Origin of the sequence: Herbaspirillum sp. ST 5-3 (genome assembly GCF_004804275.1) — a bacterium.
In the GTDB taxonomy this organism is placed as follows: domain Bacteria; phylum Pseudomonadota; class Gammaproteobacteria; order Burkholderiales; family Burkholderiaceae_D; genus Noviherbaspirillum.
The window spans coordinates 61,794-74,905 of record NZ_STGI01000008.1 but is presented as its reverse complement, the minus strand read 5'-3'; the positions used below and the strand labels follow the sequence as shown (position 1 = coordinate 74,905).

At 58.3% G+C, this 13,112-nt stretch carries 15 protein-coding genes; 9 read left to right on the top strand and 6 right to left on the bottom strand.

The window, feature by feature from the left end; translation table 11 throughout:
- Nucleotides 1-18 precede the first annotated feature (18 nt).
- Nucleotides 19-846, bottom strand: coding sequence for an orotidine-5'-phosphate decarboxylase (pyrF, locus tag E6W33_RS16330; RefSeq protein WP_136418379.1), 828 nt, complete (start codon nt 844-846; stop codon nt 19-21).
- Between the two features lie 60 nt (nt 847-906).
- On the opposite strand from pyrF, the gene E6W33_RS16325 reads away from it, so the two are divergent.
- Genes E6W33_RS16325 through E6W33_RS16310 form a run of 4 tightly spaced genes read left to right on the top strand, consistent with a single transcriptional unit; the run spans nt 907 to nt 3,742 of the window.
- Nucleotides 907-1,797 (top strand): DMT family transporter, encoded by an 891-nt coding sequence (locus E6W33_RS16325; RefSeq protein WP_136418378.1) that lies wholly within the window; start codon nt 907-909, stop codon nt 1,795-1,797.
- Nucleotides 1,798-1,838: 41 nt separating this feature from the next.
- Nucleotides 1,839-2,432, top strand: coding sequence for a LemA family protein (locus E6W33_RS16320; RefSeq protein WP_136418377.1), 594 nt, complete (start codon nt 1,839-1,841; stop codon nt 2,430-2,432).
- A gap of 12 nt (nt 2,433-2,444) precedes the next feature.
- Complete coding sequence (locus tag E6W33_RS16315) at nt 2,445-3,242, top strand: TPM domain-containing protein (RefSeq protein WP_136418376.1); 798 nt, start codon at nt 2,445-2,447, stop codon at nt 3,240-3,242.
- Complete coding sequence (locus E6W33_RS16310; protein WP_136418375.1) at nt 3,242-3,742, top strand: TPM domain-containing protein; 501 nt, start codon at nt 3,242-3,244, stop codon at nt 3,740-3,742. The genes E6W33_RS16315 and E6W33_RS16310 overlap by 1 nt, the downstream gene beginning before the upstream one ends.
- A gap of 13 nt (nt 3,743-3,755) precedes the next feature.
- On the opposite strand, the gene E6W33_RS16305 is transcribed toward E6W33_RS16310, so the two are convergent.
- Nucleotides 3,756-4,694, bottom strand: a complete 939-nt coding sequence (locus E6W33_RS16305; protein WP_136418374.1) for a DUF2167 domain-containing protein — start codon at nt 4,692-4,694, stop codon at nt 3,756-3,758.
- Nucleotides 4,695-4,772: 78 nt separating this feature from the next.
- The gene (dacB, locus tag E6W33_RS16300) at nt 4,773-6,125 is read right to left on the bottom strand and encodes a D-alanyl-D-alanine carboxypeptidase/D-alanyl-D-alanine-endopeptidase (protein ID WP_247869669.1); all 1,353 of its coding nucleotides are present in this window, start codon (nt 6,123-6,125) and stop codon (nt 4,773-4,775) included.
- Nucleotides 6,126-6,242: 117 nt separating this feature from the next.
- Between dacB and E6W33_RS16295 the strand changes: the two genes are divergently transcribed.
- From E6W33_RS16295 to E6W33_RS16275, 5 genes are all read left to right on the top strand, one after another.
- A complete protein-coding gene (locus tag E6W33_RS16295; protein WP_136418372.1) occupies nt 6,243-6,713 on the top strand; it encodes a MarR family transcriptional regulator in 471 nt (156 codons plus the stop codon).
- 134 nt (nt 6,714-6,847) lie between these two features.
- Complete coding sequence (locus E6W33_RS16290) at nt 6,848-7,267, top strand: organic hydroperoxide resistance protein (protein WP_136418371.1); 420 nt, start codon at nt 6,848-6,850, stop codon at nt 7,265-7,267.
- A 306-nt stretch (nt 7,268-7,573) separates the two neighbouring features.
- On the top strand, nt 7,574-7,864 hold the full coding sequence (gene groES / locus E6W33_RS16285; RefSeq protein ID WP_040041505.1) for a co-chaperone GroES: 291 nt from the start codon (nt 7,574-7,576) through the stop codon (nt 7,862-7,864).
- Between the two features lie 35 nt (nt 7,865-7,899).
- Entirely contained in the window at nt 7,900-9,549 is a 1,650-nt protein-coding gene (gene groL, locus E6W33_RS16280; RefSeq protein WP_136418370.1) for a chaperonin GroEL, read from the top strand.
- 253 nt (nt 9,550-9,802) lie between these two features.
- A complete protein-coding gene (locus E6W33_RS16275; protein WP_136418369.1) occupies nt 9,803-10,261 on the top strand; it encodes a cache domain-containing protein in 459 nt (152 codons plus the stop codon).
- 88 nt (nt 10,262-10,349) lie between these two features.
- On the opposite strand, the gene E6W33_RS16270 is transcribed toward E6W33_RS16275, so the two are convergent.
- From E6W33_RS16270 to E6W33_RS16260, 3 genes are all read right to left on the bottom strand, one after another.
- A complete protein-coding gene (locus E6W33_RS16270; RefSeq protein ID WP_136418368.1) occupies nt 10,350-11,132 on the bottom strand; it encodes an enoyl-CoA hydratase in 783 nt (260 codons plus the stop codon).
- The gene (ylqF, locus tag E6W33_RS16265) at nt 11,122-12,042 is read right to left on the bottom strand and encodes a ribosome biogenesis GTPase YlqF (protein ID WP_136418367.1); all 921 of its coding nucleotides are present in this window, start codon (nt 12,040-12,042) and stop codon (nt 11,122-11,124) included. Before ylqF ends, E6W33_RS16270 begins: the two co-directional genes overlap by 11 nt.
- Nucleotides 12,043-12,122: 80 nt before the next feature.
- On the bottom strand, nt 12,123-13,064 hold the full coding sequence (locus tag E6W33_RS16260) for a histone deacetylase family protein (protein WP_136418366.1): 942 nt from the start codon (nt 13,062-13,064) through the stop codon (nt 12,123-12,125).
- Between the last annotated feature and the right edge of the window lie 48 nt (nt 13,065-13,112).

The window sequence follows — 13,112 nt, the reverse complement described above, 5'->3', positions numbered from 1 at the left end:
TGTCCGGTCCGAACCGAGTCAGACTCTGAAACGATTGATCGTGTCCCGCGTCTCCAGCGCTACCCGTCGCGCTGCCTGGGCAAAATCCTCGCCGGTCTTCTCGTCCCGCTTTGCGTACAGAATCGCACGCGAAGAATTGATCATCATGCCGGTGCCATTCGCCGTCCTGCCGGCATTGACCGTCGCCTGGATATCGCCGCCCTGCGCGCCGATGCCCGGCACCAGCAAGGGCATGTCGCCAACAATTCTGCGCACCTGCGCCAACTCGTCCGGGAATGTCGCTCCGACCACCAGTCCGCACTGGCCGTTGGTATTCCACTTGTCGGCGACCAGTTGCGCCACATGCTGATAGATCGGCTTGCCATCCGCATTGAGAAATTGCAGATCCGAGCCGCCCGGGTTGGACGTGCGGCACAGAATAATGACGCCGCGATCTTTCCATTCCAGATACGGCGCAATCGAGTCGAACCCCATATAAGGATTGACAGTCACCGCGTCGGCACCATAGCGCTCGAACGCTTCGCGCGCATACTGCTCGGCGGTCGCGCCAATATCGCCGCGCTTGGCATCGAGCACGATCGGGATTGCTGGAAAAGTCTTGCGCAGGTAAGCGCAGATCGCTTCCAGCTGGTCTTCCGCACGCAATGCGGCAAAGTAGGCGATCTGCGGCTTGAAGGCGCAAGCGGTGTCGGCTGTCGCGTCGATAATTGCCTTGCAAAATGCGAAGATCGACTGCGGCTGTCCTTGCAGATGCGCGGGAAACTTCGTCACATCCGGATCGAGGCCGACACACAGAAGCGAGTTGTTGGCCGACCAGGCGGCGGACAATTTATTGATGAAGGTCACGGCTTTTCTCGAAAGATGTCAAACAGTGCACATTGTAACGTGCCATGCTATCGTTTCGGGATGACTTCTCTTTCCCGCAAGGATTGGATCCTGCTTGTCCTGCTGACGCTGTGCTGGGGGATTAACTGGCCCATCATGAAATTCGGCGTGCGCGATTTTCCACCATTGACTTTCCGTGCCGCCGGCATGATCGGCGGCTTGCCGACCTTGTGGCTGGCGGCGCGCATGCAAGGAGCTTCGCTCGCAATCCCGCGCGGCCACGTCAGGGAGGTGATCAGGCTGGCGATACCCAACATGCTGATCTGGAACGTGTTCATGATTCTGTCGGTCAAGATGCTGTCGTCCGGACGTGCTGCGATCCTCGGCTACACCATGCCAGTATGGGCCGTGCTGTGCGCGCTGATATTTTTCGGGGAGCGACCGAAGCGTAGCGGCTGGATCGGCATTGGCTGCGCCCTCGCCGGCGCCTTGCTGCTGCTGTCGAGCGAATTCACGACACTGGCCGGCAATCCGCTCGGCACGCTGCTTGCGTTGACCGCCGCAGCGGGCTGGGGTTACGGCACCGTCGTGATCAAGCGGTCGAAGCTGGAAATGCCGACCATTTCGCTGACGTTCTGGATGCTTGCATTGACTACATCGGCCATGGCGCTGGCGGCAACCCTGTTCGAGAGCAGCGCCTGGCATATTCCGGATGCAGCAGCTGGAAGCGCGATCCTGTACAACGCGATCATCATTTTCGGATTCGCGCATGTTGTCTGGTACAAACTGGCCCGCGCCTTGCCGCCGGTGGCATCCAGCCTGTCGGTGATGATGATCCCGGTGCTCGGCGTATTTTCCGGTGCATGGTTGCTCGGCGAAACGCCGCATTGGCAGGACTACGCGGCAATGGCCCTGATCCTTGCAGCGATGAGCACGGTATTGTTGAAACCAGGCACCATCGCCCATAAATGAAGCTGCAAGTTCCACTTCCCTATTCAACAAAGGAAATCACAATGAAAACCTGGATCAGATGGCTGGCAATCGCCGTGCTGGCTTCCATGCTGAGTGCGTGCGGCTACAATGAATTTCAGGAAAAGGACGAGCACGTCAAGGCAGCGTGGGGCGAGGTGGTAAACCAGTATCAGCGCCGCGCCGATCTGATTCCGAACCTGGTCAATACGGTCAAGGGCTACGCCTCGCATGAAAAGGATACGCTGGAGGCCGTGACACGTGCTCGCGCGGCGGCGACCAGCTTCCAGATCACACCGGATGTATTGAACAATCCGGAGGCGTTCAAGAAATTCCAGCAGGTGCAGGGCGAGCTGTCGAGCGCCCTGTCGCGCCTGATGGCGGTATCCGAAAATTACCCGAACCTGAAGGCCGACACCAGTTTCCGGGATCTGCAATCGCAACTGGAAGGCACCGAGAATCGCATCACGGTGGCACGTCAGCGGTATATTCAGGCGGTGCGTGAATATAACGTGCTGGCGCGCAGCTTCCCGACCAACCTGACTGCGATGATGTTCCACTACGAAGTCAAACCCTCGTTTACGGTTGACAATGAGAAGGCGATTTCAAATGCGCCTGCCGTTAACTTCGGCAAGTAGGCGCCGGCTCAGATGATGCTCTATCGCGCCCTGATCAGCTTGCTGCTTGCTCTGACCGTCGCCGCGGCAGGCGCGCAGGACTTCGTGCCTGTCCCACCTCTGCAAACGCGTGTGACGGACAAGGCCGGCATGCTGACGGCGACTCAGCGCGCGACGCTGGAGAATGTGCTGAAGGAATACGAGGAACGCACCGGCAGCCAGATCGCCGTCCTGTTGATCAGCAAGACCGAACCGGAGGCCATCGAGCAGTACAGCATCCGGGTCTACGACGAGTGGAAACTGGGACGCAAAGGCGTCGACGATGGCGTGCTGTTGCTGATCGCGAAGGACAATCCACCTGCCCTGCGCCGCATGCGCATCGAAGCCGGCAGAGGTGTGCAGGGGACGCTCACCGACGCGCAGTCAAAACGTATCCTGCAGGATGTGATGGCGCCCCACTTCCGGCAAAACGATTTCTATGGCGGGCTGGTGGCCGGCGTTTCCGCCATCACCAGCCTACTGGACAAGGAGCAGTTCCCGGCGCCGCAGGCCAAACAGGCAGCGCAGGAGGAAGAGTCCGACGCATTCTCGCTCGGTCTGTTTTTCTTCTTCATGATCCTGTTCATGTTGCTGTCACGCGCCCGCTCGCGCCGGTTTGGCCATCAACGGAGCGGCTGGGGACGTTCCGCGCCCGGCGTCATCCTTGGCGACGCGTTCGGACGTGGCGGCTTCGGCGGTTTTGGCGGAGGCGGTTTCGGCGGTTCCGGAGGCGGCGGGTTTTCCGGGGGTGGCGGAAGTGGCGACGGTGGCGGCGCGTCGGGGAATTGGTGATGAAAACATTTTCTCGCCTGATCAAGCACCTCTGCACCACGACCGCTGACGGCCGCCGTGCATTTCCGGAGGAAACCCTGAAGGCCATCGAACAATCGATTGCCGACGGGGAAAGACGCCACCGCGCAGAAGTGCGCATGGTCGTGGAACCGTCACTGAATTCACAAGCGGTATTGAATGGCACATCGCCGCGCGAACGGGCAAGAGAACTGTTTTCCCATTATCGGGTGTGGGATACCGAGGAAAATTGCGGCGTTCTGGTCTACGTCAATCTCGCCGACCACCAGGTCGAGATCGTTGCCGACCGCGGTGTCGGCCGCGTCGTGCCGACCAAGGAATGGCAGGCAATCTGCCGCACGATGACGGAAGGCTTTGCGCGCGGTGTGTACCATGACAGTGTCATTACGGCCTTGCACCAATTGAATACCCTGCTTGAAGCGCATTATCCCGATGACGGTTCGACACGCAACCAGTTGCCCGACAAGCCGGTGATGCTGTGAGCATGTCCCACTGTCAGCCTTTCAGGTGATTTCCCGGCTGCTGTGCGTCAGCGACAGTGATCTTCTTCTTGCGGAATAATCTGCCGATCAGGGCAAGGCCGCCCACGACGGCGAGAACAATAAGTTTCGCGAACTTCGCAATAAAGACGCCGGCAAGCGCCAGCAGTCCGAGTTTTTTGGCGGCCACGCCGGCAATGAGTGCCGTCAATCCGTACTCCGCCACCGTATCAATGTCCTCATTGAAGTCCCGGTAAGCCTTGCCCTCCCTGTACTCGAGTGCGGAAAGCAAGGTCGATGCATGAAGCTTGTTCTGCGCGATCTGCTTCAGACCGGTGACCAGATTCAGGGTAAAGTAACCTTCTCGGCCCAGGGCGTAGGTGTTGTAGTTGATGCCCTGGTCTTCCGCTGCCTGACTCCCTTTGTCCTTGAGCGAAACCGCCCAGATCAGACGCTGTGTCGCTGCGTCATAGTGCGGCTGCTCAACCCAGTCGACGACTTCCATTTCCGGCAAGCCTTGTTCACGACGCCGCTTGTTTATTTCTTGTGCGCCTTGTTTCAGCGTCTGGAGCAGTTCATCCGCTTTCCAGTTCTTCGCTTCGTCGTCCTTGATATAACCCGCTTTCTCGAACCGTACCGAAACGAACCAGTCGCCTCCCGGCCCGGCGAACAACCCAATCACGTCATCGACGTACGGGTTTCCCCACTGGCGCATCAGTTGGCGCGCCTCATCGCCCTCCAGATAGCCGTAACCTTTCGGCAGCCGGAGAATCGCCTGGTCAAGCAGCGGGAGATCGTAGGGTCCTTCCTGCCAGTGCGGTTCAGCCGAAGTCGTCGGCGCTGAAGAAGAATTGGCACTTGTGCCCGCTGTATCGCCTTGTTGCGCAGCGGCGGACATCGAAGCCGCAGCTACGACGAACAGGGCGGAAAGAAGAGGTGCTCGCAGGACAGACATGGCGCAGATCCGTGGTTGCTGATTTGTTAACAAACCGCATCATACCAACGTTCAAAGTCCGGACATGAAAATGCTGTTTCAGCCGCGCTCGTACACCCACTGCAGCAGCGCATCCTGCGCTGCCTGTCCGCGCAGCGAATTCGGATGATTGATCATGAAAACAACCACATATCGCTTGCCTGAAGCAGCCAGCACATAGCCAGCGATATTGCGCACCTCATTCAGCATGCCCGTCTTGACATGCGCCTTGCCGGCGACCGCCTGGTTGACGAGACGCAGGCGCATGGTGCCGTCGAAGCCGGCCAGCGGCAGCGATGCCATGAACTCGGGCATTGTCGGGGACTGAAAGGCGGACTCGAGCATCCGGCCCATGGTGAGCGCAGAGATGCGCTCGTTGCGCGACAGACCGGAGCCGTTCTCGACACTCAATTCCGGCGCATCGATCCCCTTGTTGCTCAACCAGGTGCGAACCACGGCGGCGCCTCGTTCGGCATTGGCCGGCAGATTCAGTACGTTCGCTGCGAGCGTGAGCAGCAACTGGCGCGCCATCACATTGTTGCTGTACTTGTTGATGTCCCGAATCACCTCGGACAAGGAAGCTGACTCCCATTCCGCGACCAGTCGCGCGTTGGGCGGCACGACGCCGCTTTGCACGTCGCCTTTCAAGGTGCCGCCCAGATCTGCCCACAGGCGTCGAAACGCCAGATGAAAATATTGCGTATGAGTCAGTTGATAGGGATGCACATACCAGACTTTCTCGCCGCAAGACGCGGAATAGATACCGGAGAAACGTGCGCCCCAACCGTCGATTGCAGGTCGCAGCTTGCCGTGCCAGTCGCCGCACTCGCCATTTCCAAGGTGCGGCGCGGTCAGCGGATAGGCGGCGAGCGGCGGATCCATGGTCACATTGACCACACCTCGTGCCGCGTCCGGCGTGAAGCGAAACGCCAGCGCCTTGTAGTTCAGCAACAAGGCATCAGGCCCGACGTTGTACGGTTTCATCGGGTCGCCATCGAATTGACCGGCGTCGAACTCCATGCTCTCGAAGGCGCTGCGATCCAGGACGAGGTTGCCGCGAATTTCGCGAATGCCCTTCGCGCGTATGCGGCGCAAGAACAACCAGAAGTTCTCCAGCACCAGCTTGGGATCCCCGCTGCCCTTGATGATCAGGTCGCCGTGCAGCACGTCGCCGGCTTGCGTGCCGGTCGCATAAGCCTGGGTCTTCCAGGTAAAGGTCGGCCCGAGCATTTCGAGTGCGGCATCGCTGGTCACCAGCTTCATGGTGGATGCCGGATTGAGCGGCGTCTTTTCATTTGAGGCAAGCAACACCGGACCTGCGCCGACCTCCTGAACATAGATTCCGGCTGCGGATTCGGGAATCTGCGCGCGCTGCAAGGCATCCGCGACGGGTATCGGCAATTGCTGCGCCATCACGCTGCCGGCAAACGCAATCAGGCTACACGCAACTTGGAGTCTTCTCGGAATTCGCATAGGATTAGAAAAATATGTCACGCGCAATGTAATTATCCCACGTCAGAGCTGCAAACCATGCCCAAATCCGCCACCTCGCCCGAAGCGCACAGCTTTGATCCCCTCGCATTGGACAACCAGTTCTGCTTCGCACTGTACTCTGCGTCCCTGGCCATGACAAAAACCTACAAGCCCTTTCTGGACAAGCTTGGGCTTACCTATCCGCAATACCTGGTGATGCTGGTTCTTTGGCAACAGGACGACGTATTGGTCAAATCCATTGGAGAAAAACTGTTTCTGGATTCCGGCACGCTCACCCCTCTGTTGAAACGCCTTGAAGCATCTTCGCTGATCGAACGTACCCGCGACGAATCGGACGAACGCCAGGTCAGGATCACGCTCACCAAGGAAGGCCGCGCGCTCAAGAAGAAGGCACAGTGCATTCCCCAGCAAGTGTTGTGCGCCAGCGGCCAATCCCCGGAAGCGCTCGCACGTCTTCGCAATCAGCTTTCCATCTTGCGTAACGACCTGGTCAAGTCAGACTCGTAGCAAAAGCACAATTCTTTCAACTCCCGCCTCAAACGCGCATTTGCATTGCACACAATTTAATTGCGTGCTATCTTAATGCTGCGTTCCGATCGATTACGTTGTCCCAACACCTTTATTTGAAGAAGGAGCATCTCATGCAGATTCTGTACAAGGCACAAGCCACCGCAACCGGCGGCCGCGATGGCCGCGCCGTCTCCAGCGACAAGAAACTCGACGCTCGGCTGAGCACCCCGAAAGAACTCGGCGGGCCGGGCGGCGAAGGCACCAATCCGGAGCAATTGTTCGCTGCCGGCTATTCGGCGTGCTTCCTCTCCGCGATGAAATTCGTCGCCATGCACGCCAAGATCCCCTTGCCGGCTGACGCCGCAGTGACTGCCGAAGTCGGCATCGGCCCGAATGGCAACGGCGGCTTCGGCTTGGCCGCGGATCTGCGTGTCGCCTTGCCAGGCATGGACCAGGAAACCGCCCAGACGCTGGTCAACAAGGCACATGAAGTCTGCCCCTATTCCAACGCAACGCGCGGGAATATCGATGTCAGGGTCGCACTGGCCTGAATAATCAGCCCCCCCCGTTTTGACGAGAAACCCCGTCGGTTCGCCGGCGGGGTTTCTTTTTTGGATCGAGGCCTTCTGTCGAAACTGGCGGGCAGGCAAATTAGGTAAAGAACAATCCTTCGTCGGGACGGTCTTGAAAAAAGGATTACCCGCCCATATACTTAGCACTCGTTAGGGGAGAGTGCTAACAACAACTCCGCCTGGCTTCAGATTTTCCCGTGCGGTCTCGCTGCACAGTGAAATAAATGCAACTTGCAGCAAACCTGCCGCAAATAACCATAACTTATTGATAATTAAGGAGTTTGTATGAACCTTCGTCCATTGCACGATCGCGTCATCGTCAAGCGCCTCGACCAGGAAACCAAGACTGCGTCCGGCATCGTTCTTCCGGAAGCAGCTGCGGAAAAGCCGGATCAGGGCAAAGTGCTCGCAGTCGGTAACGGCAAGATTCTGGAAGACGGCAAAGTCCGCGCGCTGGACGTCAAAGTCGGCGACGTCGTGCTGTTCGGCAAATACTCCGGCCAGACCGTGAAGGTCGAAGGCGAAGAGGTGCTGGTGATGCGCGAAGAAGACATCATGGCAATCGTCCAGAAATAATACAGAACCTGTTCAATAAATAAGGAGTTACAAACATGGCAGCAAAAGAAGTAGTCTTCGGCGATGCCGCCCGCGCCAAGATGGTCGAAGGCGTCAACATCCTCGCCAACGCTGTTAAAGTCACCCTCGGCCCGAAAGGCCGCAATGTTGTGCTGGAGCGCTCCTTCGGCGCCCCGACCGTCACCAAGGACGGCGTTTCGGTCGCTAAAGAGATCGAACTGAAAGACAAGCTCATGAATATGGGCGCCCAAATGGTCAAGGAAGTCGCTTCCAAGACCTCCGATAACGCCGGTGACGGCACCACGACGGCAACCGTGCTGGCACAAGCGATCGTTCGCGAAGGCATGAAGTACGTTGCCGCCGGCATGAATCCGATGGACCTGAAGCGCGGCATCGACAAGGCTGTTCACGCTACCGTTGACGAACTGAAGAAGATCGCCAAACCCTGCACCACATCCAAGGAAATCGCTCAAGTCGGCGCGATCTCCGCGAACTCCGACGCATCCATCGGCGACCGCATCGCTGAAGCAATGGAAAAAGTCGGCAAGGAAGGCGTGATCACGGTTGAAGACGGCAAGTCCCTGAACGACGAACTCGACATCGTCGAAGGCATGCAGTTCGACCGCGGCTACCTGTCCCCGTACTTCATCAACAATCCGGAAAAGCAAGTTGCTGTTCTGGAAAACCCGTTCGTCCTGCTGTTCGACAAGAAGATCTCGAACATCCGTGACCTGCTGCCGGTACTGGAGCAAGTCGCCAAGGCTGGCCGTCCGCTGCTGATCATCGCCGAAGACATCGAAGGCGAAGCACTGGCAACCCTGGTTGTCAACAACATCCGCGGCATCCTGAAGACCTGCGCAGTCAAGGCTCCTGGTTTTGGCGACCGTCGCAAGGCCATGCTGGAAGACATCGCTATCCTGACCGGCGGTCAAGTGATCGCTGAAGAAGTCGGCCTGACCCTGGAAAAGGCCACGCTGAACGACCTCGGCCAAGCCAAGCGCATCGAAATCGGCAAGGAAAATACCACCCTTATCGACGGCGCTGGCCAGGCTGCCGCGATCGAAGCACGCGTCAAGCAAATCCGCGTTCAGATCGAAGAAGCGACTTCCGACTACGACCGCGAGAAGCTGCAGGAACGCGTTGCCAAGCTGGCAGGCGGCGTTGCAGTGATCAAGGTTGGCGCTGCGACCGAAGTCGAAATGAAAGAGAAGAAGGCACGTGTCGAAGACGCGCTGCACGCTACCCGTGCCGCCGTTGAAGAAGGCATCGTTCCTGGCGGCGGCGTGGCACTGCTGCGCGCTCGCGCAAACCTGACGATCAAGGGCGACAACCCGGATCAGGAAGCCGGCATCAAGATCGTTCTGCGCGCAATGGAAGAGCCGCTGCGCATGATCGTGACCAACGCCGGTGACGAAGCATCCGTGGTCGTCAACAAGGTCATGGAAGGCAAGGGTAACTTCGGTTACAACGCCGCCAACGGCACCTATGGCGACATGGTCGAAATGGGCGTGCTGGATCCGGCCAAGGTCACCCGTTCGGCTCTGCAAAACGCAGCGTCGATCGCCGGCCTGATGCTGACCACCGATTGCACCGTTGCCGAGCTGGTTGAAGAGAAACCGGCTGCTGGTGGCATGGGCGGTATGGGTGGCATGGGCGGTATGGGTGGCATGGAAGGCATGATGTAATTCGCCTTTCGACATTTCCTGTCGCAGAAAAGCCCGCTTCGGCGGGCTTTTTGTTTTTCTTGCTCCCTTGGCAAGGGTAACCGGAAAGTGTGATTTGCAAGCAACCTTGAAACGTCCAGAACCGGTCGTACCTGAACTCATTTCTTGCTGTATGGAAATAAAACCGCTAGAGTCGTGACTGCGCCAATCAAAACCCGAGTCGCCTCATGGTTAATCGGCGCAGTTCAACAGATCAATCTTGTCGGAGATGGTAATGAAGAGTGTTTTGAGGTTTTTCATCGGCGCATGCCTGAGCATCGGGCTTGTTGCAGCCGCAAACGCAGGCGATAAAGGCACCAAGGAAGAAGCGGTAGCGCTTGCGCATAAAGCGATCGCATTCTACAAAGCCAATGGCAAGGAAAAAGCCTTTGCCGAGGTGAGCAACAAGACTGGACAGTTCATTGACCGCGACATGTATGTGTACATACTCGACGCAAACGGCATCATGATGGCGCATGGCGCGAATGAGAAGCTGATCGGTAAAGATCTGACGAACCTGAAGGATGCCGACGGAAAGTTTTTCGCACAGGAGCTGATCGCGCACACGAAGTCGAAAAAAATCGGCTGGGTCGACTACAAATGGCCTAACCCTGTGACGAAACAAATTGAATCGAAGACCACGTATATCGAGCCGTTCGACGGCTACGGCTTCGCTGTGGGCGTGTACAAATAATTGATACCGTTCGGCCGCTCGCACGGCCGCATGAAAAAATCCCCTTGGCCGCATTGACGCAGCCAAGGGGATTTTTTACAAGACCCGCTTATTTCTTCCAGCCTGGTGCACGCTTCTCTATGAATGCCTGCACGCCCTCCAGCGCTGCGTCATCCATCATGTTGCACGCCATCGTTTGCCCGGCGAGCTGATAAGCCGCGCCAATTCCCAGCTCCAGCTGTTTGTAGAAAAGCTGCTTGCCCATCGCCACCGCAACGGCTGGTTTGGCCAGAATGCTGGCGGTCAGTTTTCCGACCTCGGTATCGAGTCGTTCGGCAGGCACCACGCGATTGACCAGGCCACGGTCGCGCGCTGTTTCCGCATCGATGAATTCACCGGTCAGAAGCATTTCCATGGCGTGCTTGCGCGAGACATTGCGTGACAGGCCGACCGATGGCGTCGAACAGAACAAACCGTAATTCACTCCCGATACGGCGAATTTCGCATCGCTGGACGCGACCGCCAAATCGCACATCGAGACCAGCTGGCATCCTGCGGCCGTCGCGATTCCCTGCACCCTTGCAATCACCGGCTGCGGCATCTGTTGAATCGTCAGCATGACCTTGCTGCACTGATTGAACAGCTTTTTGTAATACTCTTCGGAAGGCTGCGCGCGCATCTGCTTGAGGTCGTGTCCTGCGCAAAAGGCCTTGCCTGCCGCAGCGAGAACAAGGACGCGAATGCTGTCATCGCTCTTGATCGCATCGAGTTCCGCCTGCAATGCGTCCAGCATTTCTTCCGAAAGCGGATTGAACTTCTCGCCGCGATTGAGCGTGAGCGTCGCCACGCCATCGTGCACGGATCGGATCACATAAGGCATCTCACTGCTCATCGTCGCCCTCCTCCTCGTTGTCTTGTTGTTCGCCGAGCGATGGCTCCGGCTTGTAACTTGCCAGCAGAGCAGCGCGACTCTGCGGCGTCTCCAGGCTGATGCGGCCGAGCGCGCCGCTGCGATAGTCCTGCAACAGGGTATGCGCAGCCTTTTCCAGATCCAGGTCGCCACCCTTGACGCGAAAGGCACGCCGCTTCGCCACGCCTTCCAGCACGGCAACGCCGTCCATGCCGTCAATCGAAAATCCATAACGCGCCGTCAGGAGCTGCGGATAATGCGTCAGCAACTGGTCGGCGAGGAAGGTCGCCACCTCCTCCTCGATCACGGCGTTGACACCAACCGCATGACTCGCCGCGAGCATCAGGCCGTCCGTTGGATGTTCTATCTTCGGCCACAACATGCCGGGTGTGTCGATCAGAACCATGTTATTGCCCAGATACAGGCGCTGCTGCATCTTGGTAACGGCGGGTTCGTCACCCACGGCCGCCACGCGCTTCTTGAGCAAGGCATTCATCAAGGTCGACTTGCCCACATTCGGAATGCCCATGATCATCATGCGCAGCGGCTTGAGTGCGGTGCCACGATGCGGCGCCAGTTTCAGCGCAAAGCCCGGCACCTTTGCCACATCGGCCGGTTTCTTGCAGCTCAGCGCAACCGCGCTCACGTCTTTCTGGGCGTTGTAGTACTCAAGCCAAGCCTTGGTGGCGACAGGGTCGGCAAGGTCGGCCTTGTTGAGGATCTTCAGGCAGGGGCGCTGGCGCTGCTTGCGCAGCTGTTCGATCATGGGATTGCAACTGGCTTGCGGCAGGCGCGCGTCCAGCACCTCGATAACGAGGTCGGTCTTCTCCATGGACTCCGCCGCCTTCTTGCGGGCGGCGTTCATGTGACCGGGGAACCATTGTATGGACATGCGTGATTTTGTTGGGACGAGGCAAACCGCTATTCTACCCGGTGCCTGCCTTGTTCACGCGTCAATACGACGCTGGCAAGTCAGTCAAGTTCGGCGAGCACCTTGATGTGCGCAACGACACTGCGCGCAAGAGCGGACAGGTTGTAGCCGCCTTCCAGGCAGCTGACGATGCGTCCCTGCGCATGCTGCTTCGCTACGCCCAGAATCTGTTGCGTGATCCAGGCATAGTCGTCCTCCACCAGCCCCATCTGCCCGATGTCGTCCTCGCGATGCGCATCGAAGCCTGCAGAAATGAAAATCATCTCCGGCCGGTGGGCATGCAGGGCAGGCAACCATTTTTCAGTCACCAATTGCCGCACCACATCGCCCTTGGAATACGCCGGGACGGGCACGTTGACCATGTGCGGCGTGTCCTGCCGAAGCTCGGAATAAGGATAGAAGGGATGCTGGAAAAAGCTGACCATCATCACGCGCGGATCGTCGAGGAAGGCTTCTTCCGTCCCGTTGCCATGATGTACATCGAAGTCAACGATCGCCACGCGCTGCAGGCCTCGCACATCAAGTGCATGTTTTGCGGCAATCGCGACATTGTCGAACAGGCAAAAACCCATCGCCTCGCTCGGCCTCGCATGATGCCCTGGCGGGCGAATCGCACAGAATGCATTGTCCAGCTCTCCCGCTATCACCGCATCGGTTGCCGCCACGGCCGCGCCGGCCGCGCGCAAGGCGGCATTCCAGCTATGCTCGTTCAGCATGGTATCGGCATCGAGCGGGTAATATCCACCGCCCGAATCAGCCAATGCCGCCACGTTTTGCTGCACACGGGCAACCGCATCGGCGGTGTGTACGCGGCGGATTTCGGCAACATCGACCTTCGGCGCATCCCGATGCTCGAGCAAACTGTTGATGCGGCTTGCGATAAGCTGGTCTTCGATCGCCTGCAGGCGTGCCGGACATTCCGGATGCCATTGCCCCATTTCATGGCGTTTGCAATCGGGATGGGAGTAGATGGCAGTGGTCATTTCGGAAAAGCGTGAAGCTGAATGTGCGGTCGGGTTCTCGAATAGAAT

Bases quoted from the DNA above. Each gene is read 5' to 3' on its own strand.
- E6W33_RS16325 (WP_136418378.1), top strand. From the start codon at position 907: ATGACTTCTCTTTCCCGCAAGGATTGGATCCTGCTTGTCCTGCTGACG.
- dacB (WP_247869669.1), bottom strand. From the start codon at position 6,125: ATGGCGCAGCAATTGCCGATACCCGTCGCGGATGCCTTGCAGCGCGCG.
- E6W33_RS16310 (WP_136418375.1), top strand. From the start codon at position 3,242: ATGAAAACATTTTCTCGCCTGATCAAGCACCTCTGCACCACGACCGCT.
- E6W33_RS16290 (WP_136418371.1), top strand. From the start codon at position 6,848: ATGCAGATTCTGTACAAGGCACAAGCCACCGCAACCGGCGGCCGCGAT.
- E6W33_RS16315 (WP_136418376.1), top strand. From the start codon at position 2,445: ATGATGCTCTATCGCGCCCTGATCAGCTTGCTGCTTGCTCTGACCGTC.
- E6W33_RS16270 (WP_136418368.1), bottom strand. From the start codon at position 11,132: ATGAGCAGTGAGATGCCTTATGTGATCCGATCCGTGCACGATGGCGTG.
- E6W33_RS16305 (WP_136418374.1), bottom strand. From the start codon at position 4,694: ATGTCTGTCCTGCGAGCACCTCTTCTTTCCGCCCTGTTCGTCGTAGCT.
- E6W33_RS16295 (WP_136418372.1), top strand. From the start codon at position 6,243: ATGCCCAAATCCGCCACCTCGCCCGAAGCGCACAGCTTTGATCCCCTC.
- E6W33_RS16275 (WP_136418369.1), top strand. From the start codon at position 9,803: ATGAAGAGTGTTTTGAGGTTTTTCATCGGCGCATGCCTGAGCATCGGG.
- ylqF (WP_136418367.1), bottom strand. From the start codon at position 12,042: ATGTCCATACAATGGTTCCCCGGTCACATGAACGCCGCCCGCAAGAAG.
- E6W33_RS16260 (WP_136418366.1), bottom strand. From the start codon at position 13,064: ATGACCACTGCCATCTACTCCCATCCCGATTGCAAACGCCATGAAATG.
- groL (WP_136418370.1), top strand. From the start codon at position 7,900: ATGGCAGCAAAAGAAGTAGTCTTCGGCGATGCCGCCCGCGCCAAGATG.
- groES (WP_040041505.1), top strand. From the start codon at position 7,574: ATGAACCTTCGTCCATTGCACGATCGCGTCATCGTCAAGCGCCTCGAC.
- E6W33_RS16320 (WP_136418377.1), top strand. From the start codon at position 1,839: ATGAAAACCTGGATCAGATGGCTGGCAATCGCCGTGCTGGCTTCCATG.